Below are 23,209 nucleotides of genomic sequence, written 5' to 3'. Positions count from 1 at the left end.
CTAGAGGTGAAGGGGCCGGTAGGTACGCGGTCCGTAAAGGTCTTCGAGGAGCTCGTCGAGCTCGCCGAGCAGTGCCCACGCGTCGGCGGGCGGGCGCAGCAGGCAGCCGCGGACGAAGGCGCGCATCGTGCGGGGGTGCTCGCCGAGCAGCCCGGCGACGCATCGGGTGACGCCCAGCACGTCGTCGGACGCGCCGGAGAGCTGTGAGCGGCACCAGTCGACGAGGACGAGCCCGTGGTCGAGAGGGTGGACGAGTACGTGGCGGGGGAGCACGGCGCCGTGCGTGACACCGGCCCGGTGCGCCAGGCCGGTGGCCACCAGCAGCCGCCGCCAGATCCAGGCCACGTCCCGGGGGTCGAGGCCGGTGCCGACCTGGGTCAAGGGGACGAAGCCGCCGGGTGCCCGGCTGAGGACGTTCGCCTGCCGCACGGCCCGCCCGGCTTTATGCCGAAATTTCGCGACAAGGCGGGGGACGTACGGCAGGAAACGCGGGTCCGCGTCCGAGGCGAGCCGGGTGAGTGCGGCGGCCTCCCGCACCAGCAGGTGGTTGTCGGCCGGGTCGCGCGGCAGCTTCAGCAGCGCGTCACCGTCCGCCGGATACAGGACAGCGGTGCCACCCCGATGCAGCGGCGGCCCGATCCGGTACGGCCCGACCTGCCGGCCCCGGTTGAAATCGGACCACAACTCGGCCAGCCTGGCGAACGCCTCAGCGGTCCCGGGAGACAGGTCCGGGTGGAGTAACCGGGCATAACGCCGGTAGACCCGCGCAGGGGAGTCGCCCGTGAAAAGGTCGGCGGCCGAACGCGCCCCTGTGACGATCGCCGCCGCCTCCTCTGCGTTCACCGGATCTCGTCCTCCCGCGAGGGCCGCAGCAGGGCGGGGTGCAGCAGCCGGGCGTCGCCCGCGCGGTACAGCTTGGCCCGCGGCCCGCCCCTGGGCCCGCCGGTCTGCGTGGTCTCGCCGGTACCCTCCACGAACCCGGGCACCGACAGCACCTTCCGGTGGAAGTTGCCCGCGTGCAGCGGGGTGCCCCAGACGCTCTCGTAGATCAGCCGCAGCTCGGAGATCGTGAACGTGTCGCCCGCGAACGCCGTGGCCAGCGGGGTGTATTCGAGCTTCGACCGGGCCCGCTCCACCCCGTCGGCCAGGATGCGCTGATGGTCGAAGGCCAGCCGAGGCACGTCGTCGACCGGATGCCACACGGCCGCCGCCGCGTCGGTGCCCGCCCGGGGATCGGGCAGGTCGGGGGCGAAGGCCAGGTACGAGATCGACACCACGCGCATCCGCGGGTCCCGGCCGGGACCGCCGTAGCTGGCCAGCTGCTCGATGTGCGCGGGCGCGGTGTCCAGTCCGGTCTCCTCGGCCAGCTCGCGCACCGCCGCCCCTGCCAGGTCCTCGTCGGGCCTGATGAAGCCGCCGGGCAGCGCCCAGGCGCCCTCGTACGGCTCGACGCCGCGCTCCACGATCAGCACGTGCAGCCGCCGGTCGCGGATGGTCAGCGCCACCACGTCGACCGTCACCGCGACCGGTGGATAGCGCCGCGGGTCGTAGCCGGCCAGGAACTCTTCCATCGACAGGTCCTTCTCAAGCTGAGTAAATCTCTATTTGAGAATAACCAGCCATCACCACGATGTCCAGAAATTTGGGCATTTACGAGATCGCGTTTAGTTGTTAAGAAGGTTTATTAACAAACTCCATCGGCCTTGCGAGGACCCATGGCGCGCTCCCGGCTCATCCTCATCCTGCTCTGGACCTGCACTTTGCTGGTCAGCGCTGGAGGTGTCGCCCTGGCCGCCCCAGCGGCGACGGCCTCCTCGACAGCTCTCTCCGGCTACAAGATCCAGTCATCCGCCAAGGTGTCGGACTCCGGCGCCGCGATCTCCACTCCCGGCTACGCGGCCTCCGGCTGGTATCCGGTCGGCCCACGCTCGACCGTCCTGGCCGGGCTGCTGGAGAACAACGTCTACTCCGACCCGTTCTTCTCCACGAACATGCAGTCGATCCCGACCGCCGACTTCGACGTGCCCTGGTGGTACCGCTCGGACTTCACGCTCGGCTCGGAGACCGGGTTACGCACGTTCATCGACATCAGCGGCGTGATGTCGAGCGCCGACGTGTGGGTCAACGGGAGCCAGGTGGCCACGGCCGCCCAGATCGCCGGCGCCTACACCCGCAACGAGCGCGACATCACCGCGCTGGTCCACTCAGGCACCAACTCGGTGGCCTTCCGCGTCAACGCCAACAACCCCAACAACCACCTGACGATCGGCTGGATCGACTGGGTGCAGGTCCCGCGCGACGACAACACGGGCATCTTCCGTGACGTGCTGATCAGGCGCAGCGCCGACGTCTCCCTGCGCGACGCGCACGTGATCACCAACCTGGCCGTCCCGGCGCTCGACCGCGCCGACCTGACGATCAAGGCCGATGTACGCAACGGCACAGGCAGCGCGGTGACCACCACGGTCAGCGGCACCATCGGCTCGCTCACCTTCTCCCAGAACGTCTCGTTAGCCGCGAACGAGACCAAACGCATCACCTTCTCCCAGACACTGAACAACCCGCAGGTCTGGTGGCCGTACCAGATGGGTGCCCAACCCCTCTACGACCTCAACCTCACCGCGACCGTCGGCGGCGCGGTGAGCGACTCGCTGACCCAGCGCTTCGGCGTCCGCAAGGTGGAGTCGGGCAAGAACGCCAGCGGCCGTCGCTTCTACAAGATCAACGGCCGGTCGATCCTGATCAGGGGCGGCGGCTGGTCGCCGGACATCTTCCTGCGCAAGGACCTGCGCTACCTCGAAGACAAGATCCGCTACGTCAAGGACCTCGGCCTGAACACCATCCGCATCGAGGGCCACCTGGACACCGACGAGCTCTACGACCTGGCCGACAAGTACGGCATCCTGACCATGCCCGGCTGGGAGTGCTGCAACAAGTGGGAGGGCTCGTTCGCCACGGCCGACTACCCCATCGCCAAGGCGTCGATGCAGGCGGAGGCCACTCGGCTGCGCAACCACCCCAGCGTGATCTCGTTCCTGATCGGCTCCGACAACCCGCCGACAGCCCAGAAGGAGACCAACTACCTCGACGCCCTGACGGCCGCCGAGTGGCCGCTGCCGATCGTCTCCGTGGCCTCGGACAAGTCCAGCCCGCAACTGGGCAACTCCGGCCTGAAGATGCCCGGCCCGTACGAGTGGGTGCCGCCGAACTACTGGTACAACAAGCGCGAAGGCGGCGCGTTCGGCTTCAACTCCGAGACCAGCGCGGGCCCGGACGTCCCGACGCTCGACTCGCTGAAGCGGATGATGACCACCGCGCAGATCAACTCGCTCTGGCAGAGCCCGAGCGCGACGCAGTATCACCGCTCCCCGTCGAGCACGTTCAACAACCTGACGATCTACCACAACGCCCTCAGGGGCCGTTATGGCGTGCCGTCCAGCCTGGCCGACTACGTGAAGAAGGCGCAGCTCGCCCAGTACGAGGCGGTCCGCGCGCAGTTCGAGGCCTACGGCCGCAACTTCACCGACTCCAGCAACCCCTCGACCGGCGTCATCTACTGGATGCTCAACAGCGGCTGGTCGTCCCTGCACTGGCAGCTGTTCGACTACTACCTCGACCAGGGCGGCTCCTATTGGGGCGCGCGTGAGGCGAACAAACCGCTGCACGTGCAGTACTCCTACGACAACAAGTCCGTCGTCGTGGTCAACTCGGGCACCTCGGCCGCCTCGGGCCTGACGGTCAAGACCGACGTGTTCAACATGGACGGCACCTCGAAGTACACCAACACGGCCACTGTCACCGCCCCCGCCGACGGCGGCAAGGCCACCGCGGTCACCATCCCGTCGATCAGCGGCCTGTCCACGACCTACCTCGTACGGCTGAGCCTGCTGCGCGGCGGCGAGGAGATCGACCGCAACGTGTACGCGCTGTCCACCGCGAGCGACGTCATCGACTGGGACAACAACGACTGGTACTACGTGCCGACCACCAGTTACGCCAACCTGACCGGGCTCAACGGCCTGGCCCAGGCCCCGATCACCGCCACCGCCACCTCGCCGTCCCCCGGGAACGTGAGTGTGACGATCAAGAACACCGGCACGGGCGCGATCCCCGCGTTCATGCTCGACGCGCACGTCGTGGACGCGGCCGGCAAGCCGGTGCTGCCGATCCAGTGGTCGGACAACGCCATCAGCCTGTGGCCGGGCGAGTCCAAGACGCTGACCGCCACGTTCCGCGCCTCGGACCTGAGCGGCGCGGCGAGCGTCAGGGTCTCCGGCTGGAACACCGCGACGCTCACCGTCCCGGCCGGCCCGACCGGCCCGCCCGACACCGAGCAGCCCAGCGTGCCGGGCAACCTGCACAGCACCGCCAAGACGTCCTCAAGCGTCTCGCTGGCCTGGGACGCCTCGACCGACAACACCGGGGTGACCGGCTACGACGTCTACAACGGCTCGACCCTGGCCACCACCGTCACCGGCACGACGGCGACGGTCTCGGGACTGACGGCCGCCACGGCGTACACGTTCACGGTCAAGGCCCGCGACGCGGCCGGCAACACCTCGGACGCCTCGAACGCGGTGACCGAGACCACCGGCAGCGGCCCGGTCATCTACCAGGCCGAGGACGCGACGATCTCCCAGGGCGTGGTGGAGTCGAACCACGACGGCTACACGGGCACCGGGTTCGTGAACTACGACAACCTGACCGGCAGCTACGTCGAGTGGACGGTCAACGCCCCCGTAGCGGGACCGGTCACTCTGGAGCTGCGCTACGCCAACGGCACGACGGTGAACCGGCCGATGTCCATCACGGTCAACGGCGGCGCCGCAGTGACCCGCGACTTCAACGCCACTGGCAACTGGGACACCTGGCAGACCTCCACCCTCACCGTCACCCTCGCGCAAGGAGTCAACAAGATCAGAGCCACCGCCACGACGGCCAACGGTGGCCCGAACGCCGATCGGATCTCGATAGGCTGAGCTCATGATTCGCCACGTCGTGCTGTTCACCTGGACCGAGGACGCCACCGAGGAGCAGAAGGCCACGGTGGCCACCGAGTTGCGGAAACTGCCGGGGATCATCCCGGAGATCCGCGCTTACACGGCGGACGCCGACGCGGGCATCAACCAGGGCAACCACGAGTTCGCGGTGGTCGCCGACTTCGACAACGTCGACGACTACCTGGTGTACCGCGATCACCCTCAGCATCAGAAGGTGATCGCGGAGCACATCAAGCCCATCATCGCGAGCCGGGCCGCCGTTCAACTTTCTCTGTAGGCTGCTCGTCGGTCCACCCCAGCCGCTCGACCAGCAACGACTCGAACGTTCGGCCGATCGGGAACGTGGCCTGCTTGCCGTCCGACCGGAGCATCTTGCTCTGCACGGCCAGCAGGTCACCGCTGTCCCGGTCGATGATGATCTGCTGCTGCAGGGGGTCGCCGAGGAGCAGCGCGACCCCCGCGCGTCCCTCGTCGTCCTTGACTCCGTCGGTCACCTTCACCTGCGGCAGACCGGCGAGCATCCGGTAGACCGCCGCCCGCGTGCCCGGAGTGCTCGGAACGTCGAGGAGCAGCCACCTGCTTGCCGCCCAGAGCCAGGCCTCCTGAGTGTCGCGGCCGTCCGCGGGATACTGCTTCAGCAGCTCGGCCTTGAGCGCTTTGGCGTCGGTCGGCAGTTGCCCCACGGGCTCCAGCTTTTTCGGGTCAAAGGGGGTGAAGAACACCCGGCCGAGCGTGCAACCGCGCGTTGAATTGCAGAGCCGCAACGAGCCGGCCTCCTTCCACGCCCGCTTGTCGGCCGGCGTGAGCGGCACGGTGGTCACAGGCTTCAACTCGAGCCGGGTCTCCCCTTTCCGACTCACCCACAGCACCTCGCCGGTCCGCTGCTCGACGACATAAGCGGGCTTCCCCTTGCCGACCTGCCGCGACACCTGCCGCACCTCTCGCCGCCACCAGGCCCCCGTGCCCGGCGGCTGCGCGGCCAGCCGGTCCGCCGCCGCCGCGAGCACCGGGGGCACGTTCGAGGTGGCGGCCGTTTGGACCTCGCCCCCACCCAGTCTGGGCACCACCACGAATCCGCCGACCAGCACCAGGGTCACGGCCGCCGCCGCGAGCGTCGCCCGGGACCAGCCGGGCAGCCGCCGGCGCGGGGGGCGGCCCATGAGCTGTGCCCGGATCCCCATCGTCCTGGCCGGATCGGCGGGCGGCATGTCCGGCATCACATCGTCGATGAGCTGGAACTCCTTCATCGCACCTCAACTCCCAGCGTGTCACGCAGCTTGGTCCTGGCCCGGCTCAGCCGGGAGGCGACGGTGCCGTTGGCGATGCCGAGCGCCGCGGCCACGTCGTCGTAGGTCAGCTCGCCGTAGGCGACGAGCAGCAGCACATCGCGCTCACCGCGCGACAGTTCGGCCAGCGCGGCCGAGAGCTTCTGTACGGTCACTCCGGCGGTGACCCGATCGGCGACCCGCTGGTCATGGCCGCTCTCGTCCGGCGGCGGGCCGGATCTGGCCAGCGCCCGATAGCGCCGGAGCTCGGCCCGCCGATGCTTGCCGACGAGGTTGGTGGCGATGCCGTACAGCCAGGATCTGATGCCGCCTTTGGCGGCGTCGAAGCTGTCGCGGCGCCGGAAGGCGATGAGGAAGGTCTCGGCGGCGAGGTCCTCGGCGATGTCGAGGTCAAGGCGGCGGCCGATGTAGCGCCGGATCTCCTCGTAGTGCGCGTCGAAGACCGTGGCGAACCGCTCGGGATCGGCCACCGCTCCTTCAGGAGATGTGATCACGCAAGGGTCTCCCTTGCCGGGGAACAGGGACACCTGTGATTACCCGCTCCCGGGAGACCCTTCCATCAGATTGCCAAGCATCCCAAACGCCTGTTGACCGTGGCCGCACCCAAGCCCGCGACCTGCTGTTCAGCAGGACTCGTTGGATCGGCGACCTGAAATGAGAGCACTGCTCTTGACTCGGTCGCCAGTTTGAGAGAGCATTGATCTCGTAAGAGAGCGGCGCATCAAACGGAGGACATCATGGGCAAGCACGTCATCGCAGGAGCGGGACAAGTCGGCAAGCACCTCGCTGGGCACCTGCTCGCCCAGGGGCACCAGGTCGTCGTGATCACCAGGTCGGGCAAGGGCCCAGCCGGCGTCGAGTCCGTCGCGGCCGATCTCACCGACCGCGACCGGCTCACCCGGATCGTCAAGGGCGCTGACGCCCTCCACAACTGCGCGGGTCCCGCCTACCCCCGCTGGGCCCAGGACTGGCCGCCGCTGGCCTCCGCGTTGCTGGCCGCCGCCGAGGCCACCGGCGCGGTGCTCGTCACCGCCGGCAACCTCTACGCCTACGGACCCGTGACCACGCCGATGGTCGAGGATCTCCCCCTCGCCGCTCCCGGCGTCAAGGGCCGTGTCCGCGTCAAGATGTGGACCGACGCGCTGGCCGCGCACCAGGCCGGCCGTGCCCGTGTCACCGAGATCCGCAGTTCGGACTACTTCGGCCCGGGCGCCAGCGACCAGACGCCCGTCGGCACCCGTTTCGTGCCTTCGCTGCTCGCCGGCAAGAGCACCTCTTTCCTCGGCGACCCCGACCAGCCCCACTCGTGGACCTACCTGCCCGACGTGGCCGCGGCGATGGCCATCGCCGCCACCGACGAGCGCGCCTGGGGCCGCGCCTGGCACACCCCCAACAACGCCGCGCTATCGGCCCGCGCGTTGGCCGGGCGGCTGTGCGAGCTCGCCGGAGCGCCCGCACCGCGCCTCAACCGCCCCCCGGCGCCGATCCTGCTCGCACTCGAGCTGATCAACCCCGTGATCCGTGAGCTGAAAGAGACGCGCTACCAGTTCGACCGGCCGTTCGTCGTCGACTCCTCGGCGTTCGAGAACACCTTCGGCATGACCGCGACTCCGCTCGATGCCGCCCTCAAGGCCACCATCGCCGCGGCGTCGAACTAGATTTCCGGCGGGTTGTTCTCGCGGTGCATCAGCTGGTGGTCAGAGGTGCGGCCCCGCTTCGGGGCCAGCACGATGCTCAGGACCACGCCCACCCCGCCGACGATCATGAAGATGACGCCGATCGTGTCCATGTGCACGCTCTGACCGAACACGTCCGGTTCGATGGCGAATCGCAGGATGGCGCCGAGCGTGAGGAAGAAGATGCTGACCCCGACACCCATGACGACCTCCAGGACGGCAAAGAACGCGTACGCCCTCGGTCATACCCGAGTATGCGCGATCACACTCAGGCGAGACAGGACAGTGGCTTCCCGTCATTGAAGGTGATCATGTCGACGACGGCGGCGACGAGGTCGATCGTGCCGCCACGGGGCAGTCCGTCCAGCTCGGCGTAGGCGCGGTGCAGGTTGCCGACGATGCGCTCTGGGTCCAGGAGCTCGCCCCACTCGCCCAGATCGGTCTCGCGGGCCGTCTCCAGGGGAGTCAGTCCCGCCGCCCGGCCGCGTTCGGCGGTCGCCAGCACGAACTCCAGGTAGCCCCGCACCGGGTCGAAGACCTCGGGCCCGCACACGTCGCCGTGTCCGGGCACGACCGTCTCCGCGCCCAGCTCCCTGAGCTGGTCGAGCGCCTCGATCGCGCCCGTCACTGACCCCATCAGCACGAACGGCGTGCCGCCGTTGAAGGCCAGATCACCCGCGAACAGCAGCCGCCGCTCCGGGATCCAGACATAGGAGTCGTTGGTCGTGTGCGCGGCGAAGCCGACGTGCCGCACCTCGCAGCGCAGGTCGTCGGAGTAGACCGTGACCCCGTCGGTGTAGGTGAGGAACGGCGCCACCGCCTCCAGATCGCCCCACTCCACGTCGGGCGACCAGGCGAACGTCCGGTAGTCGGGGATGCCCTCGGCCAGGATCAGCTCGCGGGTCCGTTCGTGGGCGACGATGGTGGCCTCGGGGAAGAGGTAGTTGCCGAAGGTGTGGTCGCCGTGGTGATGGGTGTTGATCAGCGTGGTGATCGGCCGGTCGGTGACCTCGGCGATGGCCTGCCGGTACGCCCGAGTACGGCGCTCGGTCGAGCAGGCGTCGATCGAGATCACGCCGCGCCGCCCGGCCAGGAAGCCGGTGTTGTTGATCCACCAGCTGCCGTCGGGCTGGATGTAGGCGAAGACGCCTGCCGAGACCTCTTCGACGCGAGGCGGGGCCAGCGGGTGATCGTGGGTGGACGCGCTCATGCCGCGAACGTACCCCGGCGGGCCGGACGGACTGTGCATTTCTCAGCAGAACGCCCGCTTCACAGTGAAGCGGGCGTTCAGCGGGAGGCGGCTGGTCTGTTCGGATTTAGAAGGCGTCCTCCGGCAGGTCCATCAGGTCCTGGCCGGTGGCGGTGAGCACCCGGCGCTCGGTGGCCAGGCGGGGCAGCACGGTCGTCGCGAAGAACGAGGCGGCGGCGACCTTGCCCTGGTAGAAGGCGTCCTCGCCGTCGGCGAGCCGGGTCAGCGCGATCTCGGCCTGGCGCAGCAGCAGCCAGCCGATCACCAGGTCGCCCAGGGCCAGCAGCAGCCTGGTCGTGTTGAGCCCGACCTTGTAGACCTCGCTCGGCGTCTCCAGCGCGCCCAGCGCCCAGCCGGCCATCGTGTCGCCCATGACCTTGATGTCGGCGGCGGCCTCGGCGAGCAGCTTGCGCTCCTCCTTGAGGCGGCCGTTACCGGCGTCGGAGGAGGCGAAGGCGTTGATCTCGGCGAGCAGCGAGCCGATCGCGGCGCCCTGGTTACGCAGGATCTTGCGGAAGAACAGGTCCAGACCCTGGATCGCGGTGGTGCCCTCGTACAGGGAGTCGATCTTGGCGTCGCGGATGTACTGCTCGATCGGGTAGTCCTGCAGGTAGCCCGAGCCGCCGAGCGTCTGCAGGGACCGGGCGAGCAGCTCGTACGACCGCTCGGAGCCGACACCCTTGACCAGGGGCAGCAGCAGGTCGTTCATGTCGCGCGCGTGCCGGTCTGCGGGGTCCATCTGGATGGCGTCCTGGAAGGTGGCCGTGTAGAGCACCAGCGCGCGCATGCCCTCGACGTACGACTTCTGCAGCATCAGCTCGCGGCGTACGTCCGGGTGATGCGTGATCGGCACCCGGGGCGCGGACTTGTCGGCCATCCTGGTCAGATCGGCGCCCTGGGCGCGGCTCTTGGCGTACTCCAGGGCGTTCAGGTAGCCGGTGGACAGCGTGGCGATGGCCTTGGTGCCGACCATCATGCGGGCGTGCTCGATCACCATGAACATCTGCCTGATGCCCTCGTGCACCTCGCCGACCAGCCAGCCGATGGCCGGGTGCTTGTCGCCGAAGGTGAGCTCGCAGGTCGTGGAGACCTTCAGGCCCATCTTCTTCTCCACGTTGGTGACGTAGACGCCGTTGCGCTCGCCCAGCTCACCCGTCTCCAGGTCCACGTGGAACTTGGGCACCAGGAACATCGACAGGCCCTTGGTGCCGGGTCCGTGCCCCTCGGGGCGGGCCAGCACCAGGTGGAAGATGTTCTCGGCCATGTCGTGCTCGGCGCTGGTGATGAAGCGCTTGACGCCCTCGATGTGCCAGGTCCCGTCGGGCTGCCGGATCGCCTTGGCCCGGCCCGCGCCGACGTCGGAGCCCGCGTCGGGCTCGGTCAGCACCATGGTGGCGCCCCAGTCGCGCTCGATGGCCAGCTCGGCGAAGCGCTTCTGGTCTTCGGTGCCGACCTCCCACAGCGTGTAGGCGAAGTTGGGGCCGGCGGCGTACATGTAGAGGGCCGGGTTCGCGCCGAGGACCATCTCCGCGGTGGCCCAGGCCAGGCTCCGGGGGATACCGGGGCCGCCCAGCTCGCGCGGCAGGTCGAGATGCGCCCAGCCGCCGTCGACCAGCGCCCGGAACGACTTCTTGACACCCTCCGGCACGGTGACCGAGCTCGTGGCGGCGTCGAAGACCGGCGGGTGGCGGTCGCCCTCCTCGAAGGAGTCGGCGAGCACGCCGGTGGCCAGTCTGTTGACCTCTTCCAGAATGCCGCGGGCCACCGATTCGTCGATGTCGGCATACGGCCCGGTGCCGAGGATCTCGCGTCGCCCGAACACCTCGAAGAGGTTGAACTCCAGGTCACGGACGTTGCTCTTGTAGTGGCCCATGAGTGTCGATCTCCTTGAACCGGGGGCGTTATGTACTGGCCAGTAACCTTACTCGAAATGCTACCCGCGAGTAACCGTGAATATGCGTGGCATGCTCATCTCCATGGACGCCGAAGAACTCGCCACTCGCTGGCGAGAGCGACTGGACTCCTGGGCCATCCCCGCCGAGATCATGGCCAAGGCGCCGGTCGATCCGTGGGGCCATCACCCGGCGCGCTTCGCCACGCGCACCGACAGGGCGCTCGCCGAGCCCGACGACGGGCCGACCGCGACACACCTCATCGAGGCGCTGGACGAGGGCGCCACACTGCTCGACGTCGGCGCGGGCACCGGTGCCGCGTCACTGCCGCTGCACGACCGGTTCTCCATGCTGTACGCGGTCGACACCTCCGCCGCGATGCTCGACGAGCTCACCCTCAGGGCGGACAAGCTCGGCGTCCCGCTCACCGCGATCGAAGGCCGCTGGCCCGACATCGCGGACCAGGTGCCGGTCGCCGACGTGGTGGTCTCCGCCCACGTCATCTACAACGTGCCCGACCTGGCCGACTTCCTCCGCGCGCTGAACGACCACGCCAGGAGCCGCGTCGTCATCGAGCTCCCACATCGCCACCCCATGAGCTGGATGGCCCCGCTGTGGCAGCACTTCCACAACGTGGATCGCCCGGTCCGGCCGGTCGCCGAGGACTGCGTGGCACTGGCGGCCGCGCTCGGCTACCCCGTACGGGTCGAGGAGCGGGAGGCGCCGCTGGACCGATTCAACTCCCTGGAGGACCTGGCCGACAGCGTCTGCCAGCGCGCCTGCCTCGACCCCGCGCGCTCGGCGGAGGTCGGCGCGACGGCCCTGGAGCTGGGCATGTGGCCGCTCCCACGGGAGCGCTGGACCACGATCTGGTGGGACTGACCAGCTTGTCAGAATGATGTTCTATCGGGGACGCTGTCCGGATGAAGGCAGTCGTCTGCACCGCGTTCGGCAAGCCGGTCGAGCTCGTCGAGCGGCCCGATCCCGTCGCGGGTCCCGGCCAGGTGGTGGTCGAGGTCGAGGCGGCCGGGGTCAACTATGTCGACGGGCTGATGGTCGGCGGCACCTACCAGCTCAAGCCACAGCTGCCCTTCACTCCGGGGTACGAGGTGGCCGGGCGGCTGGCCGACGGCAGCAGGGTTCTCGCCATCACCGGGCTCGGCGGCTACGCCACACATGTCGTCATTTCAGAGGAGCAGGCCGTACCCCTGCCGGAGGGCCTCGATCCGCGGACCGCGGCGGTGTTCGCGCAGAGCTATTGCACGGCCATGTACGCGCTCAGGGAGCGCGCCGGGCTGCGGCACGGTGAGCGGGTGCTGGTGCTCGGCGCGGGCGGCGGGGTGGGACTGGCGGCCATCCAGGTGGCCAGGGCGCTGGGCGCCGCCGTGCTGGCGGCCGCCTCGACGCCGGACAAGCGCGAGCGCGCGGCGCGGGCCGGGGCCGACGAGGTCATCGGCTATGAGGGGCTGAAGGGCGCCGCCCGGCGCTGGGGCGTGGACGTGGTGGTGGATCCGGTGGGGGGCGAACTGTCCGAGGAGGCGCTGCGCTCGCTGCGCGAGGGCGGGCGGCTCCTGGTCGTCGGCTTCGCCGGGGGCGGCATCCCGCGGCTGCCCGCCAACCAGGTGCTGCTGCGTAATCGGGCGGTGGTGGGGGTGGATTGGGGCGCGTGGTCGATGAGCCACGCGGCCGCCAATCGGCTGATGCTCCAGGAGCTCCTCACGATGCCCGGGATCGACCCGGCACCACCGGAGGCCAGGCCCCTGGAGGAGGCCGGACGGGCCATGGACGACCTGATCAACCGCCGGGTCACTGGGAAGATCGTGCTCGTCCCTGCCTCGTGAGCGTCAGGACGCCGGCGATCACATAGACCAGGGCGCCATGCCAGACCGACTGGAACGCCGAGCCGAACACCCCCTCCCCGTCGAGTACGAGCTGCACCGGGTAGTCCAGGACCGCCGCGATGGCGGCCGGCAGCAGCGCGAACCTCCACGGGTGCTTCAGCGCCCACAGACGCGCCTGGCGGGTGACCCGGTCGCCCTCGTTCGGCTTGGACACCGCGCCGATGGCGGCGACCAGCGCGAACACGCTGATCCCCAGGCCGAGCGACCACACCAGGCCGGCGGAGTCGGTAAGCACACCCAGCCCGAAGCTGACCGCGGCCGTCGCGCCACCGCTGACGGCGGCGGTCTTCCAAGGGGCGCCACGCAGAGCGGCGCCGGACAGCGAGACCTCATCGCGTCGACTGATTTCGTTCATGTCCCCAGAGTGCCTTTCGACACCCCTTTATCGCATCGGGGACCTACCCTGAGCCCTCCCTGACTTGTCGGGCATGATTCGGGCATGATTCGGGCATGGACGAAACCTGGATTATCCGCCCGGCCAGTGCCGACGACGTGCCCGCCGTCGTGGCGATGCTGGCCGACGACCCGCTGGGCGCCAAGCGCGAGGGAGACCCGGCCGACGAGCGGTATCTGGCGGCCTTCGCCCGGATCGACGCCAACCCCTACGACGAGCTGATCGTCGCCGAGCGCGGTGGCAAGATCCTCGGGACCATGCAGCTCACCTACCTGGCCGGGCTCTCGCGACTCGGGGCCGAGCGCTGCCAGATCGAGGCCGTCAGGGTCGACGCCTCGACCCGGGGTCAGGGTCTGGGCCGCGAGATGATGCGGTGGGCGATCGACCGGGCGCGGGCTCGGGGTTGTGCGATCGTCCAGCTCACCTCGGACAAGTCACGCACCGACGCGCACCGGTTCTACGACTCGCTCGGCTTCGACGCCTCGCACGAGGGTTACAAGCTGTCGCTGTCGCCCAGCTGATCGATCATCCATCTGCACCACTCGGCGCGGTGCCGCTCGTATCCCAGGCCGCACCGCAGCGTCGCGTAGTTGCCGAAGCGCGGATCGCCGAACGGCGGTGGGCCGCCGAACGCCGCCTCCTCCCGTTCGTACTCGGCCAGCCGCGCCTCGTGCGCGGCCAGCTGGTCGGCGAACATCCGCCTGACCAGCCCCGCCTCGGCCAGCCACGCCGCGTACGTCTTGAGCACCAGCTCATCCCGCTCGGGCCGCTCCTTCGGCGGCCGGGTCACCCACCCGCGCAGCTCCGCGGAGCCCTCGTCCGTCAGGTGGTAGACCTTTTTGTCCTGCGGCCCCGGCCCGCGTTCGGCCTCGTAGCCGACCAGGCCCGCGGCCCGCAGCTTCTGCAGCTCGGCGTGGATCTGGCTGTGCCCGGCGGTCCAGAAGAAGCCGATGGGCCGCCGCATGGCCGCGGCGATGTCGTATCCGGTGCGGTCGCCGCGAGCCAGCACGGCGAGGATCGCGAATCCCAGCGTTGAGGTCATGGTGCCGCCAAGGGTATTGTCACCCACGACTATGTCACTTCAGACATAGTGTGGTGAAGGGGCGGCGATGCGCGCGATCATCGGCTCGATCGGGCTTGTTCTGGTACTTACCGCCTGCGGAGGCGCGGTCAGCACCACGACCACGACCGCCACCCCGCCTACACCGGTGGCGAAGGTCACCACTCCTGACGTCTCCGGCCCTAACGTCTCCGGCTGCTTCACCAGCGCGGACGGCAAGATCTTCACCTACGGTGACGACCTGCCCGGTGTGATCACCGGCAAGGGCGCGGTCGGCGTGGTGATCACGTACGAGCGCAACGGCAACGTCTGCACCTGGCGCCCGCTCTCCGACCGCCTGGTCGCGGCCGGCTACCGCGTCCTGCTGTACGCCAGGAAGAGCGCCGAATACCCCGACGAGGTGACGGTCGCCATGGCCAAGCGCCTGTCCAAGGAGAAGGGCGTGCGGCGCCTGTTCCTGGTCGGCGGCTCCATCGGCGCGACCGCCTCCGTCCCGGCGGCCGAGCGGCTGGGCTCCCGGGTGGCCGGGGTGGTCGCCCTGTCGGGCGCGGTCGCCGAGGGCGAGGCGGCCAAGCTGACGGTCCCGCTGCTCCAGATCGGCAGCGAGAACGACGCGTACGGCGGCGCCAAGGACCTCCAGCGCACCCACGACGCCGCCACCAAGGCCCCCGACAACGAGCTCCACGTCGTCAAGGGCGAGAGCCTGCACGCCTCAGCGCTGTTCGGCAGCCCTCACGGCCCTGAGGTGCTCGACCGGATCATCGCCTTCATGGACCGGCACAAGGGCTGACCTCGACCAGGTTGTCATGGTAGGCCGGACCCCTGCCCATGTCGGCGTCGCGTTCGGCCACGACCGCGTTGGCGTTCGCGCCGCCGGGGCTGTGCTTGGGCCAGCGCCCCTTGGGCGAGGCCACCACACCGCGCGCCACGCGGTCGCTCACCTCGACGTCGGCCAGGAACTCGCCGCTCGCGTTGTGCACCCGCACCCGCTGCCCGCTCACCAGCCCGCGCGCCTCGGCGTCGGCCGGATTGACCAGCACCACGGGCTCCTTGGCCCGGCGTCTGAGCTCCGGGTTGTTGCCGAAGATCGTGTTGAGGAAGGTGTGCGCCGCCGGTGTCACCAGGGTCAGCGGGTACGGCGAGCCGTCGGCCGTACGCACGGAATGAGGTTGGACGTACGCCTTGCCGCGCGGCGGGAAGCGGAGCCGGCCCGAGGCGGTGGGGAAGCCGTCGGCGAAGGGGGTGAACGGCTGGGGATAGTTCATCCGCACCCATCCCTCCTTGCGCAGCCGGTCCAGCGTGACGCCCTCCAGCGACGGGTGGCCGCTGCTCAGCAGCTGCTCGGCCAGCTCCAGATCGGAGTGGTACAGCGACGGCTCCGTCATCCCCATGTGGGCGGCCAAGCGGCGGAACGTCTCGGTGGTGGACAGGCACTCGCCCGGCGCCGCCACGGCGGGCTCGTTCCAGAGCAGGTAGAGGTGGCCGTACCCGGCGTGCAGATCCATGTGCTCGGTCTGCATGGTCGCGGGGAGCACGATGTCGGCGTAGTCGACCGTGTCGGTGGGGAACTGCTCCATGACCACCGTGAACAGGTCCTCGCGGGCCAGCTGCCGCCGGATCCGGTTGGCGTCGGGGGTCGAGCCGACCGGGTTGGCGGCGTACACCCAGAGGCACTTCACCGAGTCCAGCTCGGAGGCCAGCCGGGTCATGGTCAGCGTACGGACCGGCTTGGCAAGCAGGTCGTCACGCTTGTCGATGTTGAGGTGCATGTGGCCGCTGGTGGAGTAGGCCACGCCGCCGCCCGGGTGGCGCCAGTCGCCGGTCACGCCGGGGATCGCGGCGATCGTCCGCAGCGCGGTGCCGCCGCCGGCGTGCCGCTGGATGCCCATCGTGGTCCGGATCGCGGTCGGCCGGGTGTGCGCGACCCGCGTACCCAGCTCGCGGATGTCGGCGGCCGGGATGCCGGTGATCTCGGCGGCCCGCTCGACGGGGTAGGCCAGGATCTCCTCGCGGAAGGACTCCCAGCCCTGGGTGTGCTCGGCGAGGAACTCCTCGTCCTGGGCGCCCTCGGCGAGCACCACGTTCAGCAGGGCCAGCGCGAGCACGGCGTCGGTGCCCGGCCGGATCGCCAGGTGCCGGTCCGCCTGGTCGGCGGTCCTGGTGCGGATCGGGTCGATGGCCACCACGTACGCGCCGGCCGCGCGGGCGTCCTGGACGAACTTCCACAGGTGGTGCCCGCTGGTCAGCGTGTTGGTGCCCCACAGCAGGATCAGCCTGGACAGCGCGAGGTCCTCGGGGTCCATGCCGGCGGGCGTGCCGTTGGTCAGGCTCAGCCCGGCGCCGCCGGCCGTGGCGCAGATGTTCAGCCAGTGCTTGGAGGCGCCCAGCATGTTCCAGAACCGGCGCCCGGCCACGCCCTCGCAGCCCTGGATGTAGCCGAGCGAGCCCGTCCCCACGTACGGCCAGATGGCCTCGCCGCCGTGCTCGTCGATGATGTTCCGCAGTCTGAAGGCGATCTCGTCGAACGCCTCCTCCCAGGAGATGCGCTCGAACTCGCCCGACCCCTTGGGCCCGGTACGGCGCAGCGGGTAAAGGATGCGGTCGTCGGCCTGGGTATGCTCCAGATATCGGTTGACCTTCACGCAGAGCGCGCCCCGGGTGTAAGGCTGCTCCGGGTTGCCGCGCATCTTCACGGCCTTGCCGTCTTCGACCGTGACGATCCAAGAGCAGGTATCAGGGCAGTCCAGTGGACATGCCCCCAAAACTCGCAACTCACCCGACATGCGACACAGCTTACGTGTCGCCCGCCAGGCATTAGGGGAGCCACGACATGCCCCGACGCGCGGTAGAAATCAAGGGTGAAGGATTGAAGGGGCCCAAAGATCGTACGGTCGGTCGGGAAGGTGCAGAATCTCTGTCGGTGGCCGAAATCAGGGAACGTGATGACGCGGAGGACCTCGCGGAGGGGGATCCAGCCGTGGCTGAAGCGCGCGCTGAAACGGACGTCTATGTAGTCGAGCCGCTGCTGCCCCAGCGCCTGCGGCGGCCCTCCGACCTGCTGCGCTTCCTCACCACGCTGCTCGTGCTCGCCGCGGTCGTCCTCATCGCCCTGGTCGCCAAGCAGACGCTCAACGGCCTCGAAGCGGACGTCAAAGAAGGCACCACCCTCGTCCCCGATCTGCTCAGCCGCGTGGCGTCGTTCCTGGGCGGCGCGGCCGTGCTCATCGTGCCGGTGGCCTTCGCCGTCGAGCGCGTCTTCCACCGCGACGGCCTGCGGGTGGCCGAGGGCCTGATCGCCGCGATCATCGGCATGGTCGGCTCCTTCCTGCTCGGCCAGTGGCTGATCGGCGGCAGCGTCGAGGACCTGCGCATGCTGCTGACCGGCGGGCGTTCCATCGAGCCGCTCAACACGCTGCTCACCTCGGTGGTCGCCTACGCCACCGCCGTACGCATCTCGCGCCGCCCCACCTGGCGCATGCTCATGTGGACGGTGATCGCGCTCGACATCTTCGCGCTCTTCTCCGCCAGGCAGATCACGCTGCCGGGCGCGATCGTGCCCGTCCTGGTCGGCATGGCCGTGGGCTACGGCACCCTGTACGGCGTGGGCAGCCCCAACACCCGGCCGCCCGGCAACGCGGTCATCGCCGCGCTCCGCAAGCTCTCCTTCTCCCCGCAGACGGCCCGCCGCATCGAGGACGATCACCAGGGCAGCCGCCGCTACGCCGTCGGGCTCAAGGACGGCAGCAGCCTCGACGTCACCGTGCTCGACCGCGACCGGCAGGTCGCCGGCCTGCCGTACCGGCTCTGGCGGCGGATCCGGCTCAACTCGGAGACCAGGCGCCGGGCGATCAGGTCGCTCCGCGCCGAGCTGGAGCGCGAGGCGCTCATGGCCTACGCCGCGCAGGCGGCGGGCGCGAGCACGCCACGTCTGCTCGGCACCAGCGAGATCGGCACCGAGGCCGCGCTGCTCGCCTACGAGCACCTCGAAACCCGCCCGCTCGACGACGTGCCCGACGCCGACATCGACGACGCCCTGCTCGCCCAGATCTGGGAGCAGGTCGCGCTGCTGCAGATCCAGCGGCTCGCCCACCGGCGGCTGACCGGCGACAGCATCCACCTCGACCCGGCCGGCCGGGTCGTGCTCACCGACGCCCGCAGCGGCGAGATCGCGGCCGGCGACCTGCTGCTCCGGCTCGACGTCGCGCAGCTGCTCACCTATCTGGCGCTGCGCGTCGGCGCCGAGCGTTCCGTGCGGGCCGCCGCCGCGGTCATGGGGTCCGACGCGCTGGCCGCCGCGATGCCGCTGCTCCAGCGCATCGCCCTCACCCGTGAGACCCGCGCGGCGCTGTCGAAGGACAAGGGCGTGCTCGGCGAGCTGCGCGAGCACATCGTGGCGCTCAAACCGCAGGGCAAGGTCGAGGAGATCCGGCTGGAGCGGTTCCGGCCGCGCACTCTGGTCACGATGATCGCCAGCACGCTGGCCGCGTACTTCCTGCTGTCGCAGCTCAGCCAGGTCAACGTCGTGCATGTGGTGACCACCGCCAACTGGGCCTGGTCGGTGCTGGCGCTGGCCGCCTCGTTCGTCAGTTTCGTGGCCGCCGCGCTGATGCTCAGGGGCTTCGTACCCGAGCATCTACCGCTCTGGCGCACGGTCCTCGTCCAGTTCGCGGCCTCGTTCGTCAAGCTCGTCACGCCCGCCGCCGTCGGCGGCGTCGCGATCAACACGCGTTACCTGCAGAAGCGCGGCATCTCGCCCGCGCTCGCGGTGGCCAGCGTGGGCGCCTCGCAGCTCAGCATGATGGTCTTCCACATCGCGCTGCTGCTGCTGTTCGCCTACATCACCGGGTCCAACACCGCCACCGCGTTCAGCCCGTCCCGTGGGCTGGTCGTGGTGATGCTGTCGGTCGCGGTGCTGGTCGTGGTGCTGTTCGGGGTGCCGCCGCTGCGCCGGTTCATCACCGGGCGGATGCACAAGCTGTTCGCCAACGTGCTGCCCAGGCTGCTCGACGTGCTGCAGTCGCCGCGCAAGATGATCGAGGCCTGCGTCGGCACCCTGATGATCACGATCGCCTTCGTCGTCTGCCTCGACGCCTGCGTCGAGGCCTTCGGCGGCGACATCAGCTTCACCGCCGTCGCCGTCGTCTACCTCACGGCCAACGCGATCGGCTCGGCCGCGCCCACACCTGGTGGCCTGGGCGCGGTCGAGGCGTCGCTCACCGTCGGCCTGACCGTGGCCGGGCTGCCCGCCGAGCTGGCCACGTCGGCCGTCCTGCTGCACCGGCTGCTCACGTTCTGGCTGCCGGTGCTGCCCGGCTGGGCGTCCTTCACCTACCTCCAGCGGCACGAAGCTCTATGACCTTGTCGATGGCGTCGAGCTCGTCCTGAGTGAACGCCGGCCCGTCGACGCAGGCCACGTTGTCCTCCAGCTGCTTCACACTGCTCGCGCCGATCAGCACGCTGGTCACCCGCGAATCCCTGATCGCCCACGACAGCGCCATCTGCGCCAGCGACTGCCCGCGCGTCTTGGCGATCTCGTTGAGGTCGCGCGCCAGGTCGCGGTCGATCCGGTCGGCGCTCAGGAACCGGCTGGTCGCCGCCCGCGAGTCATCGGGGACGCCGTCGAGATAGCGGTCGGTCAGCAGCCCCTGGGCGAGCGGTGAGTAGACGATGCACCCCATGCCCGCCTCCTCCAGCACGTCGAGCAGCCCGTCCTCGATCCAGCGGTTGATCATCGAGTAGGACGGCTGGTGGATGAGCAGCGGCGTGCCCAGCCCCCGCATGATCCGCGCGGCCTGCGCCGTCTGCTCGGCGGAGTAGTTGGAGATCCCCGCGTACAGCGCCTTGCCCGAGCGCACCGCCCGGTCCAGCGCGCCCATCGTCTCCTCCAGCGGCGTCTCGGGATCGGGCCGGTGGCTGTAAAAGATGTCGACGTAGTCGAGCCCCATGCGCTGCAGCGACTGGTCGAGGCTGGCGAGCACGTATTTGCGCGAACCCCACTCGCCGTACGGCCCCGGCCACATGTCGTAGCCGGCCTTGGTTGAGATGACCAGCTCGTCCCGATAGCGGGTGAAGTCCTCGCGGAAGATCCCGCCGAAGTTGCGCTCCGCCGAGCCGTACGGCACGCCGTAGTTGTTGGCCAGGTCGAAGTGCGTGACGCCCAGGTCGAACGCCCGCCGCAGGATCGCCCGCGAGTTGTCGATCGGCCGGTTGTCGCCGAAGTTGTGCCAGAGGCCGAGCGAGACGGCAGGCAGCTTGAGGCCGCTGCGCCCGCTGCGGTTGTACGGCTGGCGTTCGTAGCGGTCGTCGTCCGGCTGGTAGGTCATGAGGTGCCTCTCTCGATGATCCAGGAGAGCGCGAAGGCCTCTTCGCGCCAAACGTCATAGCGCCCGCTCCGGCCGCCGTGTCCCGCGCCCATCTCCGTCTTGAGCAGGAACGGACCGCCACCGGCCGTGGCTCGCAGCCTGGCGATCCACTTCGCGGGCTCGTGGTAGAGCACCCGGGTGTCGTTCAGGCTGGTGATCGCGAGAATCGGCGGGTACGGGCGATCGTCCACGTTCTCGTACGGTGTGTAGCTCTTCATGTAGGCGTAGACGTCGGCGTTGTGCAGGGGGTCGCCCCACTCGTCCCATTCGATCACTGTGAGCGGCAGCGACGGGTCGAGGATCGTGTTGAGCGCGTCGACGAACGGCACCTCGGCCACCACGCCCGCGAACTCCTCCGGCGCCAGGTTCGCCACCGCGCCCATCAGCAGGCCGCCGGCCGAGCCACCCCTGGCGATGATCCGCTCGCTCCAGCCCGACGCCTTCAGGTGCCTGGCCGCCGCGACGAAGTCGGTGAAGGTGTTCTTCTTCTTGGTGAGCTTGCCCTCCTCGTACCAGCGACGGCCCATTTCGCCGCCGCCCCTGATGTGCGCCACGGCGAAGATGAAGCCGCGGTCGAGCAGGGACAGTCTGGGGACCGAGAAACCGGGGTCGATGGAGGTCTCGTAGCTGCCGTAGCCGTACAGGACGGTGGGGGCGGGCTTGGCGGTGTCCTTGCGCTTGACGAGGGAGATCGGGACCCGGGTGCCGTCCTCGGCGGTGGCCCACTCGCGGAACTGCTCGTAGTCGGCCGGGTCGTAACCACCCAGGACGGGACGCTGCTTGAGCAGGATCAGCTCGTGGGTGGCCAGGTCGTAGTCGTAGACACTGGCCGGGGTGATCATGCTGGTGTAGGCGAGCCGGAGCCTGCCGGTGCTGAACTCCGGATTGCCCGCCGGCCCGACGTCGTAGAGCGGCTCGGGGAACTCGATCTCGTACTCGTCGCCTCCGTACGGGAGGACGCGGATGCCGGTCAGCCCGTCGCGGCGGAAGTGGACGACGGCGTGGCCGTCGAACGCGTCGATCTCCAGGAGCCTGGTGTCCGTGCTGTGGGCGATCACCGGTGTCCAGGTGCCGGGAGCGTCGAGCGGGGCGGTGGCCAGCTCGAAGTTCTCGGCGTTCTCGTTGTGGAGCACGTAGAAGAAGTCGCCGGCGTGCTCGATGCCGTACTCGACACCGGCCTTCCTGGGCCGGACGACCTGGAACTCGCCCGTCGGGTCGGCGGCGTCGAGGATGCGCACCTCGCTGGTGATCTTGCTCCCGGCGCCGAGCACGAGGTACTTCTCGCTGCGGGTGAGCCCGATCCCGACCCAGTAGCGCTCGTCGGTCTCCTCGTAGACCAGCACGTCGTCCGGCGAGCCGAGCGTGTGCCGGTAGACCTGGAAGGGACGCCAGGCGTCGTCGACGCGCGTGTAGAAGAACGCCGACCCGTCGGCCGACCAGGCGCCACCGTAGAAGACGTTCTCGATCTCGTCGTCGAGCGGCTCGCCGGTCTCCAGGTTCTTGAACCTCAAGGTGAAGCGCTCGTCACCCTTGTAGTCGGTGGAGTAAGCCAGCATCTTCCCGTCGGGCGTGATGGCGCTGGTGCCGACGGAGAAGAACGCGCTCTCGCCCGCCAGCTCGTTGCCGTCGAGGATGACCTGCTCCCGGTCGAGGCGCTCGCCAGGGGTGACCGCGGGCGGGGTCTCGCCGTCGGCGGGCACGCGGCAGGAGACGGCGTACTGCTTGCCCTCCTCTGTCCGGCTGAAGTACCACCACTCGCCCTTGCGGCTCGGCACCGACAGGTCGGTCTCCTGGGTGCGGCCCTTGATCTCCTGGAAGACCTGCTCCTGGAGATCGCCGAGGTGAGCGGTCTGCTCCTGGAGGAACGCGTTCTCCGCCTCCAGGTAGGCGATCGTGTCGGGATCGTCCTTATTGGTGAGCCAGGCGTACTCGTCGATCACGGTGTCGCCGTGATGGGTGCGCTCAGTCGGTGACTTCTTCGCCAGCGGCGGTGTTTTGCTACTCACGTGGGGAGTCTATGTTCCGGGCCGTGATCGTTCTGTGGCCTCCGATCGGTGTGAAGGCGTCTCGAGTGGTCGGGGGCGCTGCTAATCTTTAGAAGTCGCCAGGTGCGGCGCAACCAACCTCCTCCACTCCGGTGGCTTTGACGTGGGTTGTGTTGTGCTTGGAGACAGTCGCTTCGATTCGCTACCCGGTCTACGGGATGGTAAATTGAAGAGGCAGTCGAAATTCCAAGCAAGTCCGGTCAATTTGACACAAAAACGGACTGGTGAAAGAATAGAGACACAACGGAAAACGAAATGAACGCCTCTCGCAGGTTGGGGAGTACGCGTCCGTTTCTTGAGAACTCAACAGTGTGTTAAAAGCCAGTGCATGATGCACAACCCCG

The 23,209-nt window shown here is 69.1% G+C and carries 20 protein-coding genes; 8 read left to right on the top strand and 12 right to left on the bottom strand.

What is annotated here, in order from left to right:
• Positions 1-843: a molecular chaperone DnaJ gene (locus tag AB0B64_RS57095; RefSeq protein WP_358204224.1), complete on the bottom strand. Its 843-nt coding sequence runs from the start codon at positions 841-843 to the stop codon at positions 1-3.
• Positions 840-1,571 (bottom strand): NUDIX hydrolase, encoded by a 732-nt coding sequence (locus AB0B64_RS57090; protein WP_358204216.1) that lies wholly within the window; start codon positions 1,569-1,571, stop codon positions 840-842. The genes AB0B64_RS57095 and AB0B64_RS57090 overlap by 4 nt, the downstream gene beginning before the upstream one ends.
• A 144-nt stretch (positions 1,572-1,715) precedes the next feature.
• Here AB0B64_RS57090 and AB0B64_RS57085 point away from each other — a divergent pair, with 144 nt between their 5' ends.
• Entirely contained in the window at positions 1,716-4,979 is a 3,264-nt protein-coding gene (locus tag AB0B64_RS57085) for a carbohydrate-binding protein (protein ID WP_358204211.1), read from the top strand.
• A gap of 4 nt (positions 4,980-4,983) precedes the next feature.
• Positions 4,984-5,277, top strand: a complete 294-nt coding sequence (locus tag AB0B64_RS57080; protein WP_357939681.1) for a Dabb family protein — start codon at positions 4,984-4,986, stop codon at positions 5,275-5,277.
• On the opposite strand, the gene AB0B64_RS57075 is transcribed toward AB0B64_RS57080, so the two are convergent.
• Complete coding sequence (locus AB0B64_RS57075; protein ID WP_357939683.1) at positions 5,240-6,247, bottom strand: CU044_5270 family protein; 1,008 nt, start codon at positions 6,245-6,247, stop codon at positions 5,240-5,242. The genes AB0B64_RS57080 and AB0B64_RS57075 overlap by 38 nt on opposite strands.
• On the bottom strand, positions 6,244-6,780 hold the full coding sequence (locus tag AB0B64_RS57070; protein WP_358204203.1) for an RNA polymerase sigma factor: 537 nt from the start codon (positions 6,778-6,780) through the stop codon (positions 6,244-6,246). Before AB0B64_RS57070 ends, AB0B64_RS57075 begins: the two co-directional genes overlap by 4 nt.
• Positions 6,781-7,023: 243 nt before the next feature.
• On the opposite strand from AB0B64_RS57070, the gene AB0B64_RS57065 reads away from it, so the two are divergent.
• Entirely contained in the window at positions 7,024-7,944 is a 921-nt protein-coding gene (locus AB0B64_RS57065) for an NAD-dependent epimerase/dehydratase family protein (RefSeq protein WP_358204198.1), read from the top strand.
• Here the strand turns inward: AB0B64_RS57065 and AB0B64_RS57060 are convergent.
• The 3 genes from AB0B64_RS57060 to AB0B64_RS57050 form a co-directional block, all read right to left on the bottom strand.
• On the bottom strand, positions 7,941-8,165 hold the full coding sequence (locus tag AB0B64_RS57060; protein WP_225301634.1) for a hypothetical protein: 225 nt from the start codon (positions 8,163-8,165) through the stop codon (positions 7,941-7,943). The two genes, AB0B64_RS57065 and AB0B64_RS57060, sit on opposite strands and share 4 nt — an antisense overlap.
• Before the next feature lie 65 nt (positions 8,166-8,230).
• Entirely contained in the window at positions 8,231-9,172 is a 942-nt protein-coding gene (locus AB0B64_RS57055) for an MBL fold metallo-hydrolase (RefSeq protein WP_357939689.1), read from the bottom strand.
• A gap of 106 nt (positions 9,173-9,278) precedes the next feature.
• The gene (locus AB0B64_RS57050) at positions 9,279-11,084 is read right to left on the bottom strand and encodes an acyl-CoA dehydrogenase (protein ID WP_358204189.1); all 1,806 of its coding nucleotides are present in this window, start codon (positions 11,082-11,084) and stop codon (positions 9,279-9,281) included.
• Positions 11,085-11,175: 91 nt separating this feature from the next.
• Between AB0B64_RS57050 and AB0B64_RS57045 the strand changes: the two genes are divergently transcribed.
• The gene (locus AB0B64_RS57045) at positions 11,176-11,985 is read left to right on the top strand and encodes a methyltransferase domain-containing protein (protein ID WP_357939693.1); all 810 of its coding nucleotides are present in this window, start codon (positions 11,176-11,178) and stop codon (positions 11,983-11,985) included.
• Positions 11,986-12,026: 41 nt separating this feature from the next.
• On the top strand, positions 12,027-12,944 hold the full coding sequence (locus AB0B64_RS57040) for a zinc-binding dehydrogenase (RefSeq protein WP_357939695.1): 918 nt from the start codon (positions 12,027-12,029) through the stop codon (positions 12,942-12,944).
• Here AB0B64_RS57040 and AB0B64_RS57035 read toward each other — a convergent pair.
• The gene (locus AB0B64_RS57035; RefSeq protein ID WP_357939697.1) at positions 12,910-13,359 is read right to left on the bottom strand and encodes a hypothetical protein; all 450 of its coding nucleotides are present in this window, start codon (positions 13,357-13,359) and stop codon (positions 12,910-12,912) included. The two genes, AB0B64_RS57040 and AB0B64_RS57035, sit on opposite strands and share 35 nt — an antisense overlap.
• Positions 13,360-13,454: 95 nt before the next feature.
• Between AB0B64_RS57035 and AB0B64_RS57030 the strand changes: the two genes are divergently transcribed.
• Positions 13,455-13,919: a GNAT family N-acetyltransferase gene (locus tag AB0B64_RS57030; protein ID WP_358204177.1), complete on the top strand. Its 465-nt coding sequence runs from the start codon at positions 13,455-13,457 to the stop codon at positions 13,917-13,919.
• On the opposite strand, the gene AB0B64_RS57025 is transcribed toward AB0B64_RS57030, so the two are convergent.
• The gene (locus tag AB0B64_RS57025) at positions 13,892-14,440 is read right to left on the bottom strand and encodes a PadR family transcriptional regulator (RefSeq protein ID WP_357939701.1); all 549 of its coding nucleotides are present in this window, start codon (positions 14,438-14,440) and stop codon (positions 13,892-13,894) included. The genes AB0B64_RS57030 and AB0B64_RS57025 overlap by 28 nt on opposite strands.
• A gap of 67 nt (positions 14,441-14,507) precedes the next feature.
• Here AB0B64_RS57025 and AB0B64_RS57020 point away from each other — a divergent pair, with 67 nt between their 5' ends.
• Positions 14,508-15,248 carry a hypothetical protein gene (locus AB0B64_RS57020; RefSeq protein WP_357939703.1) on the top strand — a complete coding sequence of 247 codons (741 nt, stop codon included), beginning with the start codon at positions 14,508-14,510 and terminating at the stop codon, positions 15,246-15,248.
• On the opposite strand, the gene AB0B64_RS57015 is transcribed toward AB0B64_RS57020, so the two are convergent.
• Complete coding sequence (locus AB0B64_RS57015) at positions 15,226-17,241, bottom strand: molybdopterin oxidoreductase family protein (protein ID WP_358204169.1); 2,016 nt, start codon at positions 17,239-17,241, stop codon at positions 15,226-15,228. The genes AB0B64_RS57020 and AB0B64_RS57015 overlap by 23 nt on opposite strands.
• Before the next feature lie 194 nt (positions 17,242-17,435).
• On the opposite strand from AB0B64_RS57015, the gene AB0B64_RS57010 reads away from it, so the two are divergent.
• Positions 17,436-19,814: a lysylphosphatidylglycerol synthase transmembrane domain-containing protein gene (locus AB0B64_RS57010; protein WP_358204163.1), complete on the top strand. Its 2,379-nt coding sequence runs from the start codon at positions 17,436-17,438 to the stop codon at positions 19,812-19,814.
• Here the strand turns inward: AB0B64_RS57010 and mgrA are convergent.
• Both mgrA and AB0B64_RS57000 read right to left on the bottom strand, forming a co-directional pair.
• Positions 19,783-20,781: an L-glyceraldehyde 3-phosphate reductase gene (gene mgrA, locus AB0B64_RS57005; protein ID WP_358204156.1), complete on the bottom strand. Its 999-nt coding sequence runs from the start codon at positions 20,779-20,781 to the stop codon at positions 19,783-19,785. The genes AB0B64_RS57010 and mgrA overlap by 32 nt on opposite strands.
• A complete protein-coding gene (locus AB0B64_RS57000; protein WP_358204153.1) occupies positions 20,778-22,826 on the bottom strand; it encodes a S9 family peptidase in 2,049 nt (682 codons plus the stop codon). The genes mgrA and AB0B64_RS57000 overlap by 4 nt, the downstream gene beginning before the upstream one ends.
• Positions 22,827-23,209 lie beyond the last annotated feature (383 nt).

The organism is Nonomuraea sp. NPDC049129 (genome assembly GCF_040648495.1).
In the GTDB taxonomy this organism is placed as follows: domain Bacteria; phylum Actinomycetota; class Actinomycetes; order Streptosporangiales; family Streptosporangiaceae; genus Nonomuraea.
The sequence above is the reverse complement of the archived record's forward strand: the minus strand, read 5'-3'. Positions and strand labels throughout refer to the sequence as shown.

What these genes read in the sequence shown, in the direction of transcription:
- AB0B64_RS57090 (WP_358204216.1), bottom strand. Translation starts at nt 1,571, where the DNA reads ATGGAAGAGTTCCTGGCCGGCTACGACCCGCGGCGCTATCCACCGGTC.
- AB0B64_RS57085 (WP_358204211.1), top strand. Translation starts at nt 1,716, where the DNA reads ATGGCGCGCTCCCGGCTCATCCTCATCCTGCTCTGGACCTGCACTTTG.
- AB0B64_RS57080 (WP_357939681.1), top strand. Translation starts at nt 4,984, where the DNA reads ATGATTCGCCACGTCGTGCTGTTCACCTGGACCGAGGACGCCACCGAG.
- AB0B64_RS57075 (WP_357939683.1), bottom strand. Translation starts at nt 6,247, where the DNA reads ATGAAGGAGTTCCAGCTCATCGACGATGTGATGCCGGACATGCCGCCC.
- AB0B64_RS57065 (WP_358204198.1), top strand. Translation starts at nt 7,024, where the DNA reads ATGGGCAAGCACGTCATCGCAGGAGCGGGACAAGTCGGCAAGCACCTC.
- AB0B64_RS57060 (WP_225301634.1), bottom strand. Translation starts at nt 8,165, where the DNA reads ATGGGTGTCGGGGTCAGCATCTTCTTCCTCACGCTCGGCGCCATCCTG.
- AB0B64_RS57055 (WP_357939689.1), bottom strand. Translation starts at nt 9,172, where the DNA reads ATGAGCGCGTCCACCCACGATCACCCGCTGGCCCCGCCTCGCGTCGAA.
- AB0B64_RS57050 (WP_358204189.1), bottom strand. Translation starts at nt 11,084, where the DNA reads ATGGGCCACTACAAGAGCAACGTCCGTGACCTGGAGTTCAACCTCTTC.
- AB0B64_RS57045 (WP_357939693.1), top strand. Translation starts at nt 11,176, where the DNA reads ATGCTCATCTCCATGGACGCCGAAGAACTCGCCACTCGCTGGCGAGAG.
- AB0B64_RS57040 (WP_357939695.1), top strand. Translation starts at nt 12,027, where the DNA reads ATGAAGGCAGTCGTCTGCACCGCGTTCGGCAAGCCGGTCGAGCTCGTC.
- AB0B64_RS57035 (WP_357939697.1), bottom strand. Translation starts at nt 13,359, where the DNA reads ATGAACGAAATCAGTCGACGCGATGAGGTCTCGCTGTCCGGCGCCGCT.
- AB0B64_RS57030 (WP_358204177.1), top strand. Translation starts at nt 13,455, where the DNA reads ATGGACGAAACCTGGATTATCCGCCCGGCCAGTGCCGACGACGTGCCC.
- AB0B64_RS57025 (WP_357939701.1), bottom strand. Translation starts at nt 14,440, where the DNA reads ATGACCTCAACGCTGGGATTCGCGATCCTCGCCGTGCTGGCTCGCGGC.
- AB0B64_RS57020 (WP_357939703.1), top strand. Translation starts at nt 14,508, where the DNA reads ATGCGCGCGATCATCGGCTCGATCGGGCTTGTTCTGGTACTTACCGCC.
- AB0B64_RS57015 (WP_358204169.1), bottom strand. Translation starts at nt 17,241, where the DNA reads ATGTCGGGTGAGTTGCGAGTTTTGGGGGCATGTCCACTGGACTGCCCT.
- mgrA (WP_358204156.1), bottom strand. Translation starts at nt 20,781, where the DNA reads ATGACCTACCAGCCGGACGACGACCGCTACGAACGCCAGCCGTACAAC.